The 18941-nt window shown below is 69.4% G+C and carries 19 protein-coding genes; 9 read left to right on the top strand and 10 right to left on the bottom strand.

Annotated elements, in window-relative coordinates; all coding sequences use genetic code 11:
• The first annotated feature begins 129 nt into the window (after nt 1–129).
• Nucleotides 130–1371 (top strand): serine hydrolase domain-containing protein, encoded by a 1242-nt coding sequence (locus LDL49_RS40780; protein ID WP_225299843.1) that lies wholly within the window; start codon nt 130–132, stop codon nt 1369–1371.
• 198 nt (nt 1372–1569) lie between these two features.
• The gene (locus LDL49_RS40775; RefSeq protein WP_225299841.1) at nt 1570–1917 is read left to right on the top strand and encodes a hypothetical protein; all 348 of its coding nucleotides are present in this window, start codon (nt 1570–1572) and stop codon (nt 1915–1917) included.
• A 99-nt stretch (nt 1918–2016) separates the two neighbouring features.
• Here LDL49_RS40775 and glnA read toward each other — a convergent pair whose 3' ends face one another.
• Entirely contained in the window at nt 2017–3378 is a 1362-nt protein-coding gene (gene glnA, locus LDL49_RS40770; RefSeq protein ID WP_225299839.1) for a type I glutamate--ammonia ligase, read from the bottom strand.
• Between the two features lie 152 nt (nt 3379–3530).
• Between glnA and LDL49_RS40765 the strand changes: the two genes are divergently transcribed.
• Together LDL49_RS40765 and LDL49_RS40760 are read left to right on the top strand one after the other, a co-directional pair.
• Nucleotides 3531–4076, top strand: a complete 546-nt coding sequence (locus LDL49_RS40765; protein ID WP_225299837.1) for an EF-hand domain-containing protein — start codon at nt 3531–3533, stop codon at nt 4074–4076.
• Nucleotides 4073–5053 (top strand): terpene synthase family protein, encoded by a 981-nt coding sequence (locus LDL49_RS40760; protein ID WP_225299834.1) that lies wholly within the window; start codon nt 4073–4075, stop codon nt 5051–5053. The genes LDL49_RS40765 and LDL49_RS40760 overlap by 4 nt, the downstream gene beginning before the upstream one ends.
• Here LDL49_RS40760 and LDL49_RS40755 read toward each other — a convergent pair.
• Nucleotides 5044–6060: a DUF5937 family protein gene (locus LDL49_RS40755; protein WP_225299833.1), complete on the bottom strand. Its 1017-nt coding sequence runs from the start codon at nt 6058–6060 to the stop codon at nt 5044–5046. The two genes, LDL49_RS40760 and LDL49_RS40755, sit on opposite strands and share 10 nt — an antisense overlap.
• 60 nt (nt 6061–6120) lie before the next feature.
• Between LDL49_RS40755 and LDL49_RS40750 the strand changes: the two genes are divergently transcribed.
• The gene (locus LDL49_RS40750) at nt 6121–7332 is read left to right on the top strand and encodes an MDR family MFS transporter (RefSeq protein WP_225299831.1); all 1212 of its coding nucleotides are present in this window, start codon (nt 6121–6123) and stop codon (nt 7330–7332) included.
• A 58-nt stretch (nt 7333–7390) separates the two neighbouring features.
• Complete coding sequence (locus LDL49_RS40745; RefSeq protein WP_225299829.1) at nt 7391–9163, top strand: NAD+ synthase; 1773 nt, start codon at nt 7391–7393, stop codon at nt 9161–9163.
• An 887-nt stretch (nt 9164–10050) separates the two neighbouring features.
• Here the strand turns inward: LDL49_RS40745 and LDL49_RS40740 are convergent.
• Entirely contained in the window at nt 10051–10944 is an 894-nt protein-coding gene (locus LDL49_RS40740; RefSeq protein WP_225299826.1) for an aldo/keto reductase, read from the bottom strand.
• Nucleotides 10945–11100: 156 nt separating this feature from the next.
• Here LDL49_RS40740 and LDL49_RS40735 point away from each other — a divergent pair, with 156 nt between their 5' ends.
• Nucleotides 11101–12093: a S66 family peptidase gene (locus LDL49_RS40735; protein ID WP_225299824.1), complete on the top strand. Its 993-nt coding sequence runs from the start codon at nt 11101–11103 to the stop codon at nt 12091–12093.
• Here the strand turns inward: LDL49_RS40735 and LDL49_RS40730 are convergent.
• Nucleotides 12087–12743: a hypothetical protein gene (locus LDL49_RS40730; RefSeq protein WP_225299822.1), complete on the bottom strand. Its 657-nt coding sequence runs from the start codon at nt 12741–12743 to the stop codon at nt 12087–12089. The two genes, LDL49_RS40735 and LDL49_RS40730, sit on opposite strands and share 7 nt — an antisense overlap.
• Nucleotides 12744–12775: 32 nt before the next feature.
• Here LDL49_RS40730 and LDL49_RS40725 point away from each other — a divergent pair, with 32 nt between their 5' ends.
• Complete coding sequence (locus tag LDL49_RS40725; protein WP_225299820.1) at nt 12776–13285, top strand: class I SAM-dependent methyltransferase; 510 nt, start codon at nt 12776–12778, stop codon at nt 13283–13285.
• A 487-nt stretch (nt 13286–13772) separates the two neighbouring features.
• Here the strand turns inward: LDL49_RS40725 and LDL49_RS59410 are convergent, their stop codons facing one another.
• Nucleotides 13773–13877, bottom strand: coding sequence for a ferredoxin (locus tag LDL49_RS59410; protein WP_372470544.1), 105 nt, complete (start codon nt 13875–13877; stop codon nt 13773–13775).
• A complete protein-coding gene (locus LDL49_RS59405) occupies nt 13877–13972 on the bottom strand; it encodes a ferredoxin (RefSeq protein ID WP_372470543.1) in 96 nt (31 codons plus the stop codon). The genes LDL49_RS59410 and LDL49_RS59405 overlap by 1 nt, the downstream gene beginning before the upstream one ends.
• Before the next feature lie 185 nt (nt 13973–14157).
• Here LDL49_RS59405 and LDL49_RS40715 point away from each other — a divergent pair, with 185 nt between their 5' ends.
• The gene (locus tag LDL49_RS40715; protein WP_225299818.1) at nt 14158–14379 is read left to right on the top strand and encodes a hypothetical protein; all 222 of its coding nucleotides are present in this window, start codon (nt 14158–14160) and stop codon (nt 14377–14379) included.
• 88 nt (nt 14380–14467) lie between these two features.
• On the opposite strand, the gene LDL49_RS40710 is transcribed toward LDL49_RS40715, so the two are convergent.
• The 4 genes from LDL49_RS40710 to LDL49_RS40695 all read right to left on the bottom strand — a co-directional run bounded on the left by LDL49_RS40710 (nt 14468) and on the right by LDL49_RS40695 (nt 18939).
• Complete coding sequence (locus LDL49_RS40710) at nt 14468–15703, bottom strand: hypothetical protein (protein WP_225299816.1); 1236 nt, start codon at nt 15701–15703, stop codon at nt 14468–14470.
• Nucleotides 15700–16125 (bottom strand): cupredoxin domain-containing protein, encoded by a 426-nt coding sequence (locus LDL49_RS40705; protein WP_225299814.1) that lies wholly within the window; start codon nt 16123–16125, stop codon nt 15700–15702. The genes LDL49_RS40710 and LDL49_RS40705 overlap by 4 nt, the downstream gene beginning before the upstream one ends.
• Nucleotides 16122–18230, bottom strand: a complete 2109-nt coding sequence (locus tag LDL49_RS40700; protein ID WP_225299812.1) for a right-handed parallel beta-helix repeat-containing protein — start codon at nt 18228–18230, stop codon at nt 16122–16124. Before LDL49_RS40700 ends, LDL49_RS40705 begins: the two co-directional genes overlap by 4 nt.
• Nucleotides 18231–18312: 82 nt before the next feature.
• Nucleotides 18313–18939 carry a TetR/AcrR family transcriptional regulator gene (locus LDL49_RS40695; RefSeq protein WP_225299810.1) on the bottom strand — a complete coding sequence of 209 codons (627 nt, stop codon included), beginning with the start codon at nt 18937–18939 and terminating at the stop codon, nt 18313–18315.
• Nucleotides 18940–18941: the final 2 nt, after the last annotated feature.

Genomic DNA, 18941 nt, shown 5'->3' with positions numbered 1-18941 from the left:
TTGCCCACCGCATAACCCTCGCGGGGGCGTAGAACTTCCCAGCGGGCGACCCGGGCTGCGCCGGATCCTCCATGTCCGTAAGATACGGGCCCAACTTTGCACGGACGTTACCTGGAGTCAGAAGTGACAATGTTCACTCGTAGGGGCCTGCTCAAGGCGGGGACCGTCGCCGTACCCGCCGCCGCGATGACGGCTCGGCCGGCGCTCGCCGCCCCTGTGCCGGTGGTGGAGACGTCGGGGACCGCTCCCGCCTCCTTGGCCGGGTTCGACAACGTGATCAAGACCTTTGTGAAGGAACGCGAGATCTCCTGCGCCCAGTTGGCGGTCATGAAGAGCGGAAAGATCGTCCTGGCCCGCGGTTATCGCTACAGCACCGGCGCCCAGGCGATCCCCGCCGTCACTCCGACGTCGTTGTTCCGCATCGCCAGCCTGAGCAAGAACATCACCTCCGCCGCCATCATGCGCCTGGTGCAGGACGGCAAGCTGAGCCTTTCGGCCAAGGTGACCACGCTGCTCGGCCTCACCCCCGCCGACACCCGGATGAACCAGGTCACCGTGCTCCGGCTGATGCAGCACCTGGGCGGCTGGGACCGTGACACCTCCAAGCAGGACCAGCTCTGGCTGGACCACACGATCTCGGCCGCGCTGGACGTGCCGCTGCCGATCGGCCACGCCGAGATCATCAAGTACGCCACGGGCCGGCCGCTCGACTTCGCCCCCGGCTCGAAGATGGTCTACAGCAACTACGGCTACCTGCTGCTCGGCCGGATCATCGAAAAAGTGTCCGGCATGTCGTACGAGATGTACGTCAAGACGAAGCTGCTCAAGCCGCTCGGCATCACCCGGATGCGCCTCGGCAAGAGCCTCAGGACCGAGGCCGTGTCCGGCGAGGTGATGTACCAGTCCCAGTACACGAACAAGACCGTCATGGACGAGTCAGGCACCGTCGTGCCGTACCCGTACGGCGGCTTCAACATGCCCAACCAGGACGCCAACGGCGGCTGGCTGGCCTCGGCCGTGGACCTCGTCCGCTGGACGCTCGCTTTCGACCGGCCGGGCACGGTGCTGAGCTCGGCGTCGATCGCCAAGCTGTTCGCCAAGCCGGAGACCGGCGTCACCTCCTCCGGCTCCTGGTACGGCGGCGGCTGGTGGGTCCGTCAGGTGACCGGGCACCTCAACACCTGGCACAACGGCTCGATGCCGGGCACGTTCTCGTACCTGGCGCGGCTGCAGAACGGGTGGAGCTACGCGGCGGTGTTCAACCGGCGCGAGGAGACCGGGACGCCGGACTTCGACGTGATCGACGACCAGATGAACGCCGTCAAGATCACCACCTGGCCGACGACGGACCTGACCTCGAAGTACTTCTGATCCACCGACGCGGCACCCCTCGGCCTCCGACGAGACCGGCCCGTGGCACCGCGCGTTCCCGGCCGGCCTCAGGCCTGCGGCCGGTCGGCCCCCACGAGGTCATGATCTGCGACTGAAGTATCCGGACGGGGGTAGTTCAGCAGGTGATGTGACTGCGACGTCTCCCCGGCAGTGCCTCGCGCGTGTTGGAGGGAAGCCATGAAATTCATCATCGCCGCCGCCGGGTTGTGGCTGCTCCCCATGTTCGGAACGATGCCCGCTTGGGATGGCGACCGGCACCAGGTCAGCGAATCCCAGTATGAGGTCCTGATCCATCAGTGCAGGTACGCCAACACATCGCAGGCACGCTCGGAGTGCCGCGCGACGGTCAGGGCGAACTACCGCGTCGGGGAGGCCGACCCCTCGCTGGATTGCCGCACCTATTCCAGCGTGACCGTGTGCGGCATGTTGCAGCTGAGCAGGAACGAACGCGCATGCGTGCGGGACTCCGTGGCCAAGCACCTGTCGTATCGCCGAGCCGAAGTGGAGTGCTACGCGTTCCAGTGACCACCACCCGAGCCGACGCTCGGGACACAGTGATGCGCCGGCTCCACCAGGGATGGCGCGTCGACGCCGTTTGACGACGTCGACGCGGTTCCACGCTGTCTACAGCACCGGCAGGTAGCGGCCGAGCTCGAACTCCGTGACCTGGCGGCGGAAGTCGCGCCACTCGGAGCGCTTGTTGCGCAGGAAGAAGTCGAAGACGTGCTCGCCCAGCGTCTCGGCCACCAGCTCGCTCTGCTCCATGACCGCGATGGCCTCGTCCAGCGACTGGGGCAGCGGCTGGATGCCCAGGGCGCGCCGCTCGGCGCTGGTGAGCGTCCACACGTTGTCCTCGGCGGCGGCCGGGAGCTCGTAGCCCTCCTCGATGCCCTTCAGGCCGGCCGAGAGGATCAGCGCGAAGGCCAGGTAGGGGTTGCAGGCCGAGTCGAGCGAGCGGAACTCGATGCGCGTCGAGCCGCCCTTGTGCGGCTTGTACATCGGCACTCGTACCAGCGCGGACCGGTTGTTGTGGCCCCAGCAGACGTAGGAGGGCGCCTCGCCGCCCTGGCCCGCGATGGCCTCCGCGCCGCCCCAGAGGCGCTTGTAGGAGTTGACCCACTGGTTGGTGATGGCGGTGATCTCGGCGGCGTGCTTGAGCAGCCCGGCGATGAACGAGCGGCCGATCTTGGACAGCTGGTAGTCGGCACCGGCCTCGTAGAAGGCGTTGCGATCACCCTCGAACAGCGACATGTGGGTGTGCATGCCGGAGCCCGGGTGCTCGGTGAACGGCTTGGGCATGAAGGACGCCCAGATGCCCTGCTCCAGCGCGACCTCCTTCATCACCAGCCGGAAGGTCATGATGTTGTCGGCCGTGGTGAGCGCGTCGGCGTAGCGCAGGTCGATCTCCTGCTGGCCGGGCGCGCCCTCGTGGTGGCTGAACTCGACCGAGATGCCCATCGACTCCAGCATCATGATCGCCTGGCGCCTGAAGTCGTGGCCCGAGCTGTGCGGGGTGTGGTCGAAGTAGCCGCCGGAGTCGATCGGCTCGGGGCGCTGGCCCGGCTCGGGCCGGTTCTTCAGCAGGAAGAACTCGATCTCCGGGTGGGTGTAGAAGGTGAAGCCCATGTCGGCGCACTTGGCGAGCGTGCGTTTGAGCACCCAGCGCGGGTCGGCGTGCGACGGCGAGCCGTCCGGCATGAGGATGTCGCAGAAGATGCGGCCCGCGCCCGGCGTCTCGCTGCGCCACGGCAGGATCTGGAACGTCGCCGGATCCGGCTTGGCCAGCATGTCGGCCTCGTAGACCCGGGCGAAGCCCTCGATGGCCGAGCCGTCGAAGCCGATGCCCTCGGCGAAGGCGCCTTCGAGCTCTGCCGGGGCTATCGCCACCGACTTCAGGAAGCCGAGAACGTCGGTGAACCAGAGCCGGATGAACCGGATGTCGCGTTCCTCGAGCGTGCGGAGCACGAACTCCTGCTGGCGGTCCAAAGCATCCCCTAGCGAAGACAGTACTGAGTTCCCTATCAGGATGCCGTGTCCGTGTTTCGCACACGTTACGTGGGGTCCCGGTGCGAGCCTCGCTGACAAAGAGCCCGGCCGCACCTATCGTGATCACGCAGTCAGTCTCGGGGGAGGCATTGGTGGCTATCGACCTGCTCAATCACAAGCTTGATAGGGCTTTCGACCACATCGACGCGGGCGGCGGGGGCGTCATCGAGCGGGAGGACCTGCTGGGGTTGGGTGCACGGCTCCTGGTGGGATTCGGAGAGTCCCCAACCTCGGTCACCGGCAGCGATCTCGTCGACGGATTCGACGGGATCTGGTCGACCCTGTCCGGCGTGCTCGGCCGGGACGCCGATACCCAGATCTTGCGGGAGGAGTTCCGCGAAGGGATGATGGCGGCGTTCGTCGAGGGCGACCTGTACGAGCCGGTGTTCCGGCCCGCCACGGCGGCCGTGGCCGACCTGTGCGACGACGACGGCGACGGCCTGATCGGGCCCCGCGAGTTCCGTACGCTGCTGAGCGCCTTCGGCACCGCCTACGACGACGTGGACGAGGCGTTCGACCGGCTCGACCGGGCGGGCAAGGGCGTGCTGACCGTGGACGAGCTGATCGTGGCCGCCCGGCAGTACTACGTCGGTGACGACCCGAGCGCCGCGGGCAACTGGCTCTTTGGCCCCCTATGAGTACCGATGTGATCACCTCGGTGCGTACCGCCCTGCGGTCCATGCTCCAGTGGAAGCCGCTGGCGCCCGGGCCGCGCCGCGGGGCGCCCGCCGCCACCACGCTGCTGGTGCTCACCGAGCGGGTGCCCGCCATGGCGGAGCCCTGCCGCATGCATCCGGCCGTGTACGCGATCGAGGCGGCCGTCCTGGACTGGGCCCGGCGGACCCATCTCCACGCCGGTCCCGGTGTGGGGTTCCACCGCATGGCGGGCCGCGCGTTCGCCGAGTTCGACGCGGCCGCGGCGGCGCTGTTCGCGCAGTGGCTGACCTGGCTGTTCAACCTCGACGACGAGCTCGACGAGGGGCCGGGCCGGCTGGAGGTCTTCCAGGGCCTGCTGGCGGGCGGCGCGGCCCACCCGCTGGAGGCGGCCTTCGCCGACCTGTGGCGGGTGACCAGTGCCCGGATGAGCGATCTGTGGCGGACCAGGTTCGCGGCCAATCTGCGGCGTCAGCACGACGCCTGCCGCATCGAGGCCGAGAACCGCGCCACGGGCCGCATACCGACCCTGGAGCAGTATCCGGCGCTGCGCAGGGGGACCGTCGGCCCGTACCTCTACGACCTCGTGGAGCCGTGCCTGCGCGTGGAGGTGCCCGCGTGGGTGCACGCCTGCGAGCCGTGGCAGCAGCTCGTCGACGCCTGCACCGACGTCACCGCCTGGTGCAACGACGTGGCGTCACTGCCCAAGGAACGCGGCGACGGGCACAACCTCGTCGTGGTCGTGATGCACCAGCTCGGCCTGGACCAGCCGGAGGCCACGGCCTGGGTGCTCGACCGGATCGCCGAACGCTGCCAGGACATGCAGGAGGCGGCCCGGCGCCTGCCGCTCGACACGCTCACGCCCAGCCTGGCGCGCGACGTGAGCAAGGTGGCGTGCGCCTACCTGGCCGCGCCGCGCGCCCACCTCGACTGGCTCCTGGAGTCCACCCGCTACAACTGACGACCGGCGATGGCGGGCGTTGCGGACGTGGGAGCGGCCGTCGCGGGTGTGCTCGCGGCCAGCGTGTCGCCCGCGGCGGTGCGGCGGTACACGACCTGCTTGCCGACGCGCATCCCGACGGCCAGCCCGCCGCCGCTGAGCACGCCGAGGTGCTGGCTGACCGCGCCGGGCGTGAGCGACATGCGCCCGGCCAGCGCCGAGGTCGTGCTGGGCTCGGCCAGCGCGAGCAGGATCCGCGCCCGGCTGCGCCCGATGAGCGCCGCCAGCGCCTCAGGCGCGGGCGGCGGGCCCTGCTCCCACAGCGTCCCGACGCCCAGCACCGGATAGACCAGCATCGACTGGTACGGGGCCGACATCACGGCCACCGACGGCCAGTAGAACGCGCTCGGCACCAGCACCAGCCCGTCACCGTGCAGCCCTTCCAGGGTGCACCACGGCCGGTCGATGTGCAGCCGCTCCCCCGTCCACTCCACGGCCGGATCGAGCGCGGCGAACAGCTCGCGGGCACCGCCCTGGGCCAGCTGCCGTGACCTGCGCAGTACGTCGCGCTCCAGCAGCCCGTAGACCCGCGGCCAGAACTCGGCGAAGCACGTCTCCCAGTAAGCCCGCAGCGCGTCGGCGACCCGGGCCACGCCCGCCGCCGGATCGGCCATGAACCGTTCGATCACCGCCCGGTCCGCTCCCTGTACCTGGGCCGCCTCAGCGCGGGCCCGGTCCGGCGGAGTGAGCCGTACGCGATCCAGCTCGGCGGTGAAGTCCGGCAGCGGCGTGTCGGGCGGCGGCGTGATGAAGTCGGCGAGATAGCCGCTCGGCGGGACGAGCGCGAACAACTCGGTCAGGTCCAGCTCCGCGAGGCGGGGGCGCACGCACTTGATCCACGGCAGGTGGATCGACTGCCTGGCGGGATCCTGCAGCGTACGCAGGCTGGCGACCAGCTCCCACATCGGGGAGAACGCGAACCTGATCCGCGCGACGTCCTCCGGCCGCATCACCCAGGTCACCGCCATACCTTTTAGTGTGCCCTAAATCGTTCGCGGCCACCAAAGGCGAACGATCAGTCTTGGTCCGTGACTAGCACTGTCGTTGAGAAGCGGTCGTTCCTGAGGTCCCAGGTGGGCGGGCTCCCCCGGCCGTTCTGGGCCCTGTGGAGCGGCACGCTGGTGAACCGCCTGGGCACCATGGTGATGCCGTTCACCGGCGTCTACCTGACGCAGGCCAGGGGCGTCTCGGTGGCGGGCGCGGGACTCGTGATGGCCGTGTTCGGGGCGGGGTCGCTGATCTCGCAGCTGCTCGGCGGGTGGCTGACCGACCGGATCGGGCGGCGGGCCACGCTGTCCGGCAGCATGCTCGCCACCGCGGCCGCGATGCTGGCGCTGGGATACAGCACCTCCCTGGCCGCGATCACGGCCTCGATGTTCGCGCTGGGGCTGGTGGTCGACGCCTACCGGCCCGCGTCCAACGCCCTGGTGGCGGACCTGGTCTCGCCGGTGGAGCGACCCAGGGCGTACGGGCTGCTGTTCTGGGCCATCAACCTCGGCTACGCGGTCGGGATGACGGCGGGCGGGTGGCTGGCCCAGCTCGGGTTCGGCTGGCTGTTCTGGATCGACGCCGTCAGCAGCGTGGTCTTCGCCGTACTGGTCTGGCGGGCGGTCCCCGAGACCCGCACGGCCGAGCGGGAGTCGGCGGGCGGGTTCGGCGTGGTGCTGCGCGATCGGGTGATGGTCGCCTTCACGCTCGTGGTGCTGGGGCAGGCGCTGGTGTACCTGCAGACGGTGACCATGCTGCCGGTCGCGATGGTCAAGCAGGCGGGACTGTCCACCGGGGAGTTCGGGGTGGCGATGGCGCTGAACGGAGTGCTGATCGTCATCGTGCAACCGCTGGTGTCCGGCTGGATCGGCCGCCTGGACGCCGCCAGGACGCTCGCGCTGGGACTGGCCATCACGGGAGCCGGGTTCGCGCTCACCGCCTTCGTCACCGATGCCGTCTGGCTGGGCGTCACCATCGCCGTCTGGACGGCCGGCGAGATCATGACGGCGGGCATCGCGGGGACCGTCGTCGCGGCGCTGGCGCCCGCGCATCTGCGGGGGCGCTACTCGGGGCTGTTCGGGTTCGCGTGGGCGGTCGCCTCGGTGCTGGCGCCGCTGGCCGGTGGGGCGCTGCTGGACGTGGGGCCGCAGGCCCTGTGGTTCACGGTGGGCGGCGTCGGGCTCCTGTCCGCGGTGGCCATGCTGGCGCTCGGCCCGGCGATCAGGCGGCGCGCCCTCCAGGAAGGCATGTGAGACAACCCACTTCTCGTCGCTTGGACGATAAAAACGGCGCCGTACTAGGCTGACCTCTGTGGCACAACTCCGTATCGCGCTGGCACAGACGAACCCGACCGTAGGCGACCTCTCCGGCAACGCCGACCGACTGCTCACGTGGACCCGCGACGCCGCGGAGCGCGGCGCGCACCTGGTCGTCTTCACGGAGATGTTCTTCACCGGCTATCCAGTAGAGGACCTGGTCCTGCGTACGTCCTTCGTGGACGCCAGCATCAGGACGCTGGGCGAGGTCGCGCTCAGACTGCGGGAGGAAGGGCTGGGCGAGCTGCCCGTGGTCGTCGGCTACGTCGACCGGGCGGGGCTCGCGCCGCGCATCGGCCAGCCCAAGGGGGCCTCGCTCGACGCCGCCGCGGTGCTCCACCGGGGCGAGGTGGTCGTCCGCACGGCCAAGCACCACCTGCCCAACTACGGGGTGTTCGACGAATACCGCTACTTCGTGCGCGGCGACCGGCTGCCGATCTTCCGGCTGCACGGGGTCGACGTGGCGATCGCGGTCTGCGAGGACCTGTGGCAGGAGGGCGGCCCGGTGGCCGTGGTGGGCCAGGCGGGTGCCGGTCTGCTGGTGGCGCCCAACGCCTCGCCGTACGAGAAGGAGAAGGACGACGTACGCCTGGAGCTGTGCGCGCGCAGGGCGCGTGAGGCCGGGTGCGCGCTCGTCTACGTCAACCAGGTCGGCGGGCAGGACGAGCTGGTCTTCGACGGCGACTCGATCGTGGTGGACGCGGCGGGCGAGCTGGTGGCGCGCGCGGGGCAGTTCCGTGAGGAGCTGCTCGTGGTGGACCTGGACCTTCCGGTCTCCACCGCCGAGACCGGGTCGTTCTCGTACGACGCGGGCGACGGCTCCACCATCACCGTGGACCGCCTGGTGCTGTCGTCCGACCCGGTCGAGCCGCGCGAGCCCGTGCCCGCCCGGGTGGCGGAGCGGCTGGACCCCCACGCGGAGGTCTACTCGGCGCTGGTGCTCGCCGTACGCGACTACGTGGTCAAGAACGGCTTCCAGTCGGTGATCCTCGGCCTGTCCGGCGGCATCGACTCGGCGCTGACCGCGACCATCGCCTCCGACGCGATCGGGCCCGAGCGGGTCCACGTGGTGCTGATGCCCTCGCGCTACTCCTCCGACCACTCCCTCGGCGACGCCGAGGAGCTGGTACGCAGGCAGGGCATCAACGCCCAGGTGGTGCCGATCGGCGAGATCGTCGACGCCTTCGAGAAGGAGATCGACCTGTCCGGGCTGGCCGCCGAGAACCTTCAGGCCCGCGTCCGCGGCACGATCCTCATGGGCCTGTCCAACGAGCACGGCCACCTGGTGCTGACGACCGGCAACAAGAGCGAGCTGGCGACGGGCTACTCCACGCTGTACGGCGACTCGGCGGGCGGCTTCGCCCCGATCAAGGACGTACCGAAGACGATGGTGTGGGAGCTGTCCCGCTGGCGCAACGCCCACGGCGACCCGTCGTTCCGCCTCGACGCCGAGCGGCCCATCCCGGAGAACTCGATCACCAAGGAGCCGAGCGCCGAGCTGCGGCCCGACCAGCGCGACACCGACTCGCTGCCACCGTACGAGGTGCTGGACCGGCTGCTCGACGACTACGTCGAGAAGGACATGGGCGTACAGGAGCTCATCGCGGCCGGCCACGACCCCGCCCTGGTGACGCGCATCATCCGGCTGGTGGACACGGCGGAGTACAAGCGCCGGCAATACCCGCCGGGCCCGAAGATCACCCCGAAGAACTTCGGCCGCGACCGCCGCCTCCCGATCACCAACAGGTGGCGCGAAACCACCTCCTGAGGCATGGTCCTCGTCACGGGGGCGCTGCGCGCTCATGGCTCGGGCAGCGCCTCCCAGGGGCTACCGCCCCCTTCGACCCCCCGACAGGCATGGTCTTCGCTGTGCTCGGGCAGCCTCACTGGGGGCTTCGCCCCCTGGGCGAGGGGGCTTGCCAGCCCCCTCGCGCTCCCCCGGCCCCACGCCAGTTCGACACCTCTTTCCACCAGCCAGAGCCGTCATGAATGCGCGCTAGTGGACTTCATCGACCTGGTGCGCGACCTTCATCTGGCCAACGCCAGCACCTGATCACCCGCAACCCCATCAGCCCCGAAAGACTCCTGGGCGGACCCCACTACGCCCTGCGGCTCGCTCACCTCCCGACTCATTCTCACTTTTCGTGATTGCAGTAGCGCGGTGAGCGACGACATGTTGTCATTGGTCTCGCCCCTTCCCTCCGGACGAGAACCACCGATGCCATCACGTTCCCGTGCCCGCACCGCCGCACGTCTCCGGATGCAGAAAGAGAAGCCGGCCCGAGAAGAGGAGTCCCGCAGGCGGGTCGATCGCCATACGTTCCTGATGTGGCTGGCCGGAGCCGTGCCGATCCCAGCCATCGCCGCGATACCCGCCTATGTGCGCTTCCTCGGCGAGCAGATGGGCCTGGTACTCCGGCGCGGATCACAGCGAGGTCGGCCTCCCACCTGGCCCGGCCGAGCAGGTACCGCAAGCCGTCCGGACTCGTCGGGCACTGCCCGACTCTACCCAGAGGGCGCACCGAGATCACCTGGGTTTCCGCCGGCCGCAGACAGCCTCAGAGACCACGGCTACGGCTGGAGTAATCACCGGAGTTGATGAAGCGGCCCCCTGGCCGGCTCCGAGCGTTGCCCGGTCGTCAGGCGAAGCGGCGCTTACGCCTCCGGGATGACGATCCCCAGGCTGAGCGGGTCCCGCTCGTCGGGGTCCGGACCGACGCGTACGCCGGTGTCGAGCGCGTCGATGCGCGTGATCTCCTCGGCCGACAGTTCGAAGTCGAACACATCGAAGTTCTCGGCGATGCGGGCGGGATTGACGGACTTCGGGATGGCGGAACGCCCCTGCCGCAGGTGCCAGCGGAGCATGACCTGTGCCGGCGTCTTCCCGTGCGCGTCGGCGATCTCGCGCAGCACCGGATCGGTAAGCGTGCTCTTGCGGTCCTCGTTGCCCCAGCCGGGATAGAAGGTGATGCCGCCGATGGGCGACCACGCCTGGGTGAGGATGCCGTACTCGGCGTCGGCCTGCTGCACCTCGGGCTGGGTGAAGTAGGGGTGCAGCTCGATCTGGTTCACCGCGGGCACGACATCGGTGTGCTCGATCAGCTCGGCCAGGTGCCGGGGCATGAAGTTGCTGATCCCGATGGAGCGGACCTTCCCCTCGGACAGGAGCTTCTCGAGCGCTCGATAGGCGGCGATGGTCTTATCGAAGGCCTTCGGCGCCGGCTGGTGCAGGATCAGCAGGTCGATCTGCTCCACACCGAGCTTCCCGGCGGCCTTGTCGAAGGCGTGCAAGGTCTGGTCGTACCCGTAGTCGCTCACCCAGACCTTGGTCTCGATGAACACCTCCGAGCGGTCCAGCCCCGAACGGCGGATGCCCTCGCCCACCTCGCGCTCGTTGCGGTACGCGGCAGCGGTGTCGATGTGCCGGTAGCCCGTCTTCAACGCGGTCTCGACCGCCGCGGCGGTCTCTTCCGGGGACGACTGGAAGACGCCGAAGCCGAGGGCCGGCATCACGACGCCGTTGTTCAACTGGAGAGAAGTGGTGGTCATGACATCCACCGTAGGAAGCCTCGGCCGTGCGAGGGAGAGCACACCAGTACCTCCCTGACCGGGAATAGAGGGGGCGCAAGGCTACCGGCACCATCGGTCACGCCAGGCCCTCCCGCAACGCTCCCGAGCTGAAACCTTGCCCCATACAATCCGACAATGATGGATGTGATCCTGCCTCCCAAGCTGACCGATGGCGACGTCATACGGGTGGTGGCGCCGGCCGTGTCCCGCGCGTTCGTGATGGAACACGACCACACCGACATCATCGACTCTCGGTTCGCCGAGCTCGGCCTGACGCTCTCCTATGGCAGCCATGTCGACGAGCGAGACGCGTTCAACTCCTCCAGCATCGCCTCACGGGTCGCCGATCTGCACGAGGCATTCGCGGACCCATCGGTCGCGGCGATTCTGACGGTCATCGGCGGCTACAACTCCAATGAGCTACTGCCGTACCTGGACTGGGATTTGATCCGCGCCAACCCGAAGATCCTGTGCGGATACTCCGATATCACGGCGCTGCAGAACGCCATCCTCGCCCGCACCGGTTTGGTCACCTACTCCGGCCCGCACTGGTCGACGTTCGGGATGCGAGACCACCTCGAACAGACCCTGCGCTGGTTCACCTCGGTCATGTTCGACACCGCTTCGATCACCCTGACCCCGGCAACACACTGGAGTGACGATCTCTGGTTCCTCGACCAGGACAAGCGCGAGCTGACACCCAACGAGGGATGGTGGCCGATCCGGCCCGGCGTCGCCGAGGGGCGAATCGTCGGCGGCAATCTGTGCACCCTCAACCTGCTGCAGGGCACCCCCTTCATGCCATCCCTCGACGACGCGATACTGATCATCGAGGATGACTTCGAGTCGCAGCCGGCGACTTTCGCCCGCAACCTGACCTCGCTGCTGCAGCTTCCCGACGCTGCGAGGATTCGAGGACTGGCGATCGGACGGTTCCAGCGCGCCAGCAATATGACCCGCCCATTGCTGGAACAGATCATCGACGCCCAGCCGACGCTGACCGGCATCCCCGTCCTGGCCAACATCGACGTCGGCCATACCAACCCCTTGGCCACCTTTCCGGTCGGCGGCCAAGCCCAGCTCACCATCGCCGGCGACCAGACGAGCCTGACGCTTCTACGTCACTGACACACCGGCGTGGCCATCGACTTGCTCCCACCAACCAAGTGTGGGCCGATCCAGGTAGAGGGATCTGACGGGCAAAGGGCAGGTCGCCTCCGGCTCGCCCGAAGTACGCGGCGGTCGCCGACCGGCAACCAAACCCCAAAATGCGTCTTCGCGTACGTGTCATCCCGCATACCGGCGGGTCTTCGGGCAGGCGACGTTTCTGCCATGACGTCGTTGAGGAGAAAGAGGCGGCCATGGACGCCTTGAACATCGACACCAGCGCCAGCCCGGAAGCCCGTACCGATCAGCTCGTCGAACGCCTGCTGGACAGCACCATCGGCGCCCTTGAGCTCTTCTCGGTCTACCTGCCCGAGGCCGCCGACGGGGAGCGGCGCTACCGCCTGGACCCCCCGTACGCGCGTGTGCTGACACACGTCGACGACCCCGCGCATGTGGCGCCGCTGGCCCACATGCTCGCCGGGATAGGCGGCGTCCTGACCGGGGTGGCGCAGGCCTACCGCACCGGTGACGGCATTCCCTACCAGGACTACGGTCATGCCTTCCGCCACGGCCAGGGCCACATCAACCGCCCCGCCTTCACCCACGAACTGCCCACCGACTGGCTGGCAGCGATGCCGGACGTCGTGGCCCGCCTGGAGGCGGCGCCGCACCCGCACCTCGCCGACGTCGGTTGCGGACAGGGATGGTCGACCCTGGCGATGGCCCGCGCCTTCCCCGGCGGGTGGACGGCCTCGACCTGGACGTGGCCTCGATCGCCGACGCCCGCCACCAGGCCGCTGGGGACGATCTCGAAGGACGCGTGCGGTTCCTGCACGCCGACGCCCAGCACCTGCCCGACACCGGCCCGTACGACCTCGTGCTCATTCTGGAAGCCCTGCACGACCTCCCCCAGCCGGTCCAGGTGCTGCGAGCCGTCCACACGGCCCTCACCCCTGGCGGCACGGTCCTCATCGTGGACGAGCGGGTGGCCGACCGCTTCAGCGCACCCGGCGACAAGGTCGAACGGATGATGTACGGCTGGAGCGTCACACACTGCCTGCCGGCACAACTCGCCGAGAAGCCCTCGGCGGCCACGGGCACGGTGCTGCGCGCAGAGACCGTCGGAGAGTGGGCACGTGAGGCCGGTTTCGCCCGGTGCACCGTGCTGCCGGTCGACAACGACTTCTTCCGCCTGTACCGACTCGACACCTGAGCCGCTCGTCCACTCCATAACCGCCCGACGAACGTCCCGAGACCGCCCGAAGACCGCCCGCGCCACGACATGCCAGGCGGGCCTGCCCAGTGATCTCTCCTCAGGTCTTCACGTGGTTGCGCGCGAAGAGACTCGCGCAGGGCCAGGGCGTCGTCGAGAGTGCGCAACGTGTGCAGGCCGACGAGGTCCTGAGTACGCGACGTGTGCACGCCGACGAGGTCCCGCAGGAACGGCGACCGGACAGCGTTCGCCCCTCGTCGAGATCCACCGTACGGGAGGCGGCGCCGAGCGTGTCGAGCCGGGCGGGGTCGCGCAGAATGGCGCGTTCGGCGGGCCAGGCTCCGGCCAGCACCTCCTTCGACAGCGGTGGCCGGTCATAGGGCGGATACGGGTCCGACCAGCCGGATCCGCCCGGCGTACCCCTTGGCCCGCAACACCTCCGCCACGGTGAGCCCGCCGGCCGAGGCGCCGACGATGAGCACGCCGCTCACGGCTCCTCCGTCAAAGCGATGGCCGTGGCCGGGCACAGCAGCGCGGCCTCGCGGACGGCCGCGTGGAGTTCGGGCGGCGGCGTGGGGTCGAGCAGGACCACTACCCGTCGTCGGGGCGCTGGTCGAACACTTCAGTAGCGCTGAGCACGCACATGCCCGCGACGCAGCAGCGTTCCGGGTCCACGTCGATGCGCATCACACCACGTCCCAGGTGACCGGGAGCCGGTGCACGCCGTAGATCATCATGTCGGTGCGCAAGGGCACCTCCTCGGGCGGTACGTCCAGGCGTAGCGTCGGGAACCGCTCGAACACGCGAGCGGATGGAGGTCTACAGCAACCTGCTCATGACCGTCCCGGCCGTACAGGCGAAGGGCCCTGCACGTGCTGTTCGACCTGCAGAGCAAGATCGCGGGCGCGTTCCTGAAGGCCTTCCCGGACGAGCTGGACCCGATCAGCGCGGCGGCCGCGCTCGGCTCCCTGCTGGGCGCCGTCCAAGCGGCGACGCGCGCCTGCGGGGAGCTGCACGGCCAGTCGGAAGAGGAGTACCTGAAGGCGGGCCGGCGGGCCGTCGAGATCGCCATGCGCGGGCTGGGGGCATTGTGACCAGACTCGCACCTGCGAACGCCGCAGCACCCAAGCCCCTTCAGGCGAAGAGCCCTTCAGGCGAAGAGCCCTTCAGGCGAAGAGCGCTTCAGGCGAAGAGCAGGGTGAGGCCGCCGATCGTGTAGCAGATCATCAGGACGAACAGCGGGATCTGCCCCGCCACCGCCCGGTCCGGCCGCAGCAGGCGGACGGACCGGTCATGCGCGGCGACCACCCCCACCACGTGCCCGATCACGATGGCCAGCACCTGGACCGTGGCGATCGTGGCCGGGCTGACCACGTTCTGGTCCACCGAGGCGTCGAGGCCGAGTGACAGGATGATCGCGCGCTGGCCCTCGATGACGAGCAGCGAGAAATAGTGCGCGATCAGGTAACCGATGGCGATCGGCACCAGCGAATGGGCGAAGCGGGGCGCCAGTCCCCTGGTCCCGCCGATCAGTCCGGCCAGCCCGAGGCAGGCGCCGTACAGCACCGCCACCCCGGCGATGGCCCCCAGCAGGCCGAGCGTGCCGAGCCCGGCCTTGCCCAGGGAGCCGGACTGCAGGACGTTCAGCCAGGCGGGCGACGAGGAGAAGCCGTCGTAGCCGGTGCCCCCGAGCAGTACGCAGACGGTGGCCACCAGGCCGGGGGCCGGTTCGAGGGCGTCCAGGCCGTCGAACGGGTTGCGCAGCACCGGCTTGCCGTCGGGCCGCCTGCCGAGGGGTGACAGATGGCCGATCAGGGTCGAGTACACCTCGAACGGGTCGCCCCTGGACAGCCACGCGTGGCCGTACACCAGGGTCCCGGCCAGCTGCGCCGTGCCGTACAGGCCGCAGAAGACCAGTAGCGTCGCGGGCGCGGCGGGCTCGGGCGCGACCAGCTCCATCCAGGTGAACGCCAGCAGGCCGACGGCGGCGGGCCAGTAGCCGAGCCGCGGCGGCAGCGGCGCGCGCGGCCGGTCGGGCAGCAGCCGGAACGGATTCAGCACCCGCCACACCGGCCCGAACAGCAGCGAAGCGGGCACGAGCCCGACCCAGAAGAGCACATACACCAGGTATGGCCCGGCGTTGCCGTCAGCGGGGCCGGCCACGACCCAGCCCAGCGTGTACGCGACGGCCAGGAGGGTGAGCACCCGCGACGGCCGGGCGGGCGGCCGCAACGGGAGCACCCGCCCCGCCCGATCGCCGTGGAAACGGGAGTCCGCCCAGAGCAGCCCGAGCGCCAGGAAGGACACCACGAGCGCGGCGAATGCCCCGGCATAGGCGTAGAAAAGCGGAATCGGCAGATCGCTGCGACCACCGATCCCATGCGCCAGCACGCCGGCCGTCCCGGTGGCGCCTGTCATCGCACCGCCACCTGGGTGAGTACGAGCTTGCTCCGATGCGTCTCCACCTGGAACACGCCGGTCAGGTCCGCGGTGAACCGCAGCGTCACCGGCTCGCCGGGGCGCAGCTCGGCCTTGAGGTCGTAGCCGTGCACGTGTACCTCGTCCGCGACGTCGCTGGTCACCGTGATGCTGACCGGCCGCCCCTTGGTCACCTCCAGCCATCCCGACGGCGGGCTCACCTTGCCCCCGGCGATGGTGATCTCCGCGTTCGGCCGCGCGCTGGGCCGTCCCGTGGAGACCTCGTGGCTGTTGCCGGGATTGTGGTGGGTCTGCGACAGCGGCCCGCACCCCGCCACCACCGTACACACCAGGGCACCAACCGAGGCCCACGCCACCACGACGACGACCCGCCTCACGCGAGCACTCACGCGAGCGCTCACGCCGGCACCTCGGCTTCGGCCGACGCGTGCTCCGCCGTACTCCCGCCCCGCCTGGGCGCCAGGACGACCACCGCGCAGAGCACCCAGAACCCGGTGAGCAGCCCCCGGATCCAGCCGGGCCCCAGCGGGATCACCGGTATCAGGTAGACCACCCGGTCGAACGCGTCCGCGGCGGCCAGCAGCCCCAGCACGATCGTGAGCCAGCCGAAGACCGGCCGCCCCCGCCGCAGCGCCGCGCCCAGGCAGAGCCACCAGCCCGCCATGAGCAGCAGCGCCAGCGCCGCCACCAGCGTGCCGCCCGTGGCGGCGGCCACCACGTCCAGTGCCAGACCCAGGAACCCGCACAGGCTCCCGGCCACCACCAGCCGGTGCCGGTACTCGCTGCGCGCGGCCATCGCCGGCGGCACCCCGTTGGCCGCCGGATCGCCCTTGCGCCGCCGTACGGCCTGGCCGGTCCGCCGCCAGAACAGGACCGCGAGCAGCGCGAACGCCACCGAGCCGCCCAAAGCCAGCTGGGCCTCCACCTTGCCGAGGCCGACGGCGCCGAACCAGTCGCAGCCCGCGGGCAGCCGCGCCTGCGCGGCGCTGAAGTCGGCGCACAGGTAGAGCTTGATGAGCTTCACCGGTTCGGCCAGCCAGCGGCTTGAGCCACCCGACAGCGTGGGCGCCTTGGCCGCGCAGACCGGCAGCACCGCCGGCGAGGATCGGCCCACGTCGGCCTGCCAGCAGTTGCCGGTCCCCTGGCCGTCCCACCAGACGTCCAGTGCGTTGGGGCGCCGCTCCCCGGTGGGGCTCACGCCGAAGACGTTGCCCTCGTAGCGGTTGAAGTTCGAGGTGTCGGCCTGCTTGGCGAGGTCGTTCTCGCCCCTGATGAACGCGGGGACGCCGAAGAGCCCGAAGGCCGCGCGGTTGTGGCCCCAGATCTGGTTGTTCCTGAAGACGTTGTAGTTGCCGCCCGCGACCAGCACGCCGGTGCCCGGCGGGGCGCCCGTCTGGGAACAGACCACGCCCTGCTCGTAGCCGCGCTGGGCCGGTGGCTTGGCGCAGGTGCCGTTGCGCGTGTACTCGTAGTAGTCCTTGTTGTTGTCGTGGATCTTGTTGTTCTCGAACGTGGCGTGGTTCTGCGGCAGGCCGGGGTGGCTGGGCCAGAGGCTGTCCATCGTGGCGCCGACCATGTTGTCGTAGAACTCGTTGTCGTGGACCCACATCGAGTCGCCCGCGGTGCCCGAGTAGCCGAGCGCGTTGTCGTGGCTCTTGCAGCGGCGGATCTCGATGGCGTAGCGCGTGACCTCGTGGCCGCGGCCGTTGTTGAGGTTGGAGGCGCTGCCGGGATAGAGGCCGCCGTCGCCGTTGCCGTACGCCTCGCAGTCGGTGTAGAGGCCGTGGTCGCTGGCGAAGGTCAGGAAGCCGTACTCGTCGTTCCAGCGGGTGAGCACCTGGTCGATGACGAAGCCGTCGGTCTCCAGGATGTACAGGGAGTTGAAGGTGGTGCGCTGGGCGGTGAGGTTCCTGAAGTAGACGCCGTCGGTGCGGTCGGCGCGGATGGCGTTCAGCTTGCGGTACTGGGCATCGACGATCACGTCGAGGGGGGACGCGCCGGTGCCCTCGATCTGGAGGTCCTTCTTGCCGAGGATGGCGACGAGGTTCTGGTTGTGCGGGCAGCGCTGCTGCTGTTCGAAGGAGAGGATCTGGTAGCCCCAGGTGGACCAGCGGGCCGGGAGGTGGGCGCAGTCGCCGGTCGGGGCGGCCTGGCTGGGCTCTTCCTGGTAGAGACCGGGGAGTACAGCGATGGTCATGCCCGGCCGGTCGACCTTGTCGACGGCCTCCTGCAGATCCCTCACCCCCTTGTCCCGACATTTCGCGAAAAGGTGGAGGTTGCGTTGTTTGATGGGTTCCGGGAACGTCGCAATTCTTCGGGCGAAGTCGTCCGCGTCTGTTTTGCAGACCAGCAGATCAGGCTCCGCCCTGCGTAAGACGGGTAAGGTGCCCGAACCGTCGGGCAGCGTGACCGGGCGCTCCTCGTGGGCCAGCGCTGGGGCGGCGAGCAGGAGCAGCAGGGACGAGCTCAAAGCGACGACGGTGGCGAACCTGCGCATGGGGGGCATGGCCGCGACGCTAGAACAGGACTCATGTTCTGCCTAGAGCCAAGATCAAAACAGCCGGGAGAATCTCCCGGCCGTCCGAATCTCAACCCTGAGGCCTGATCTCAGCCCTGGGCCCGATCCCCGCTATGACCGCGTCGACGATCCGCGCGGGCAGGTCGGCGGGCAGGTCGCCGGCCGGCGCCCACTTGGTGTGGTGCATCATGGTCCCGGACAGCATGGCCATGGCGAGATCGATGTCGAGGTCCGGCCTCAGCTCGCCCGAGGCGACGCCACGCTCCAGCGTGCCGCGCATGGCCAGCTTGCGCGGCTCGACGGCGCGCTTCATGAAGCGCTCCATCAGCCGCGGGTAGCGATCCGCCTCGCTCATCGCGATGTTCATCACGCACCGGCCCCGGGACTCGCCCGCTTCCTTACGGATCACTTCCAGCAGGACGATCAGGTCGTCGCGCACCGACTCTTGGAGTAGCCGCGGCAGCGGTGCCCTGAGCGTGGCGAGCGCGTCGACCACCAGGTCCTCCTTGTTGGACCAGCGCCGGTAGATGGTCGTCTTGCCGACGCCCGCCCTCGAGGCGATCGCCTCGATGGACAGCTCCGACACGCCCATGCCCTCGGCGATCAGGTCGAGTGTCGCCTCGATGATCGCCTTCTCGGCCTTTTCGCTGCGCGGACGGCCCGCCGGACGGGCCGTCGTGGATTCCTGGATCGTCATCG

It is taken from the genome of Nonomuraea aurantiaca, from assembly GCF_020215705.1.
Taxonomy (GTDB): Bacteria; Actinomycetota; Actinomycetes; order Streptosporangiales; family Streptosporangiaceae; genus Nonomuraea; species Nonomuraea aurantiaca.
Note: the sequence above shows the minus strand (reverse complement) of the source record. Positions and strands in the feature narration are given on the sequence as shown.

Coding starts and splice junctions, on each gene's coding strand:
- LDL49_RS40710 (WP_225299816.1), bottom strand. CDS start 15,703: ATGACAGGCGCCACCGGGACGGCCGGCGTGCTGGCGCATGGGATCGGT.
- LDL49_RS40760 (WP_225299834.1), top strand. CDS start 4,073: ATGAGTACCGATGTGATCACCTCGGTGCGTACCGCCCTGCGGTCCATG.
- LDL49_RS59405 (WP_372470543.1), bottom strand. CDS start 13,972: ATGCGCATCGACGTGGACCCGGAACGCTGCTGCGTCGCGGGCATGTGC.
- LDL49_RS40775 (WP_225299841.1), top strand. CDS start 1,570: ATGAAATTCATCATCGCCGCCGCCGGGTTGTGGCTGCTCCCCATGTTC.
- LDL49_RS40740 (WP_225299826.1), bottom strand. CDS start 10,944: ATGACCACCACTTCTCTCCAGTTGAACAACGGCGTCGTGATGCCGGCC.
- LDL49_RS40755 (WP_225299833.1), bottom strand. CDS start 6,060: ATGGCGGTGACCTGGGTGATGCGGCCGGAGGACGTCGCGCGGATCAGG.
- LDL49_RS40780 (WP_225299843.1), top strand. CDS start 130: ATGTTCACTCGTAGGGGCCTGCTCAAGGCGGGGACCGTCGCCGTACCC.
- LDL49_RS40695 (WP_225299810.1), bottom strand. CDS start 18,939: ATGACGATCCAGGAATCCACGACGGCCCGTCCGGCGGGCCGTCCGCGC.
- LDL49_RS40725 (WP_225299820.1), top strand. CDS start 12,776: ATGGTCGACCCTGGCGATGGCCCGCGCCTTCCCCGGCGGGTGGACGGC.
- LDL49_RS40700 (WP_225299812.1), bottom strand. CDS start 18,230: ATGCCCCCCATGCGCAGGTTCGCCACCGTCGTCGCTTTGAGCTCGTCC.
- LDL49_RS40735 (WP_225299824.1), top strand. CDS start 11,101: ATGATGGATGTGATCCTGCCTCCCAAGCTGACCGATGGCGACGTCATA.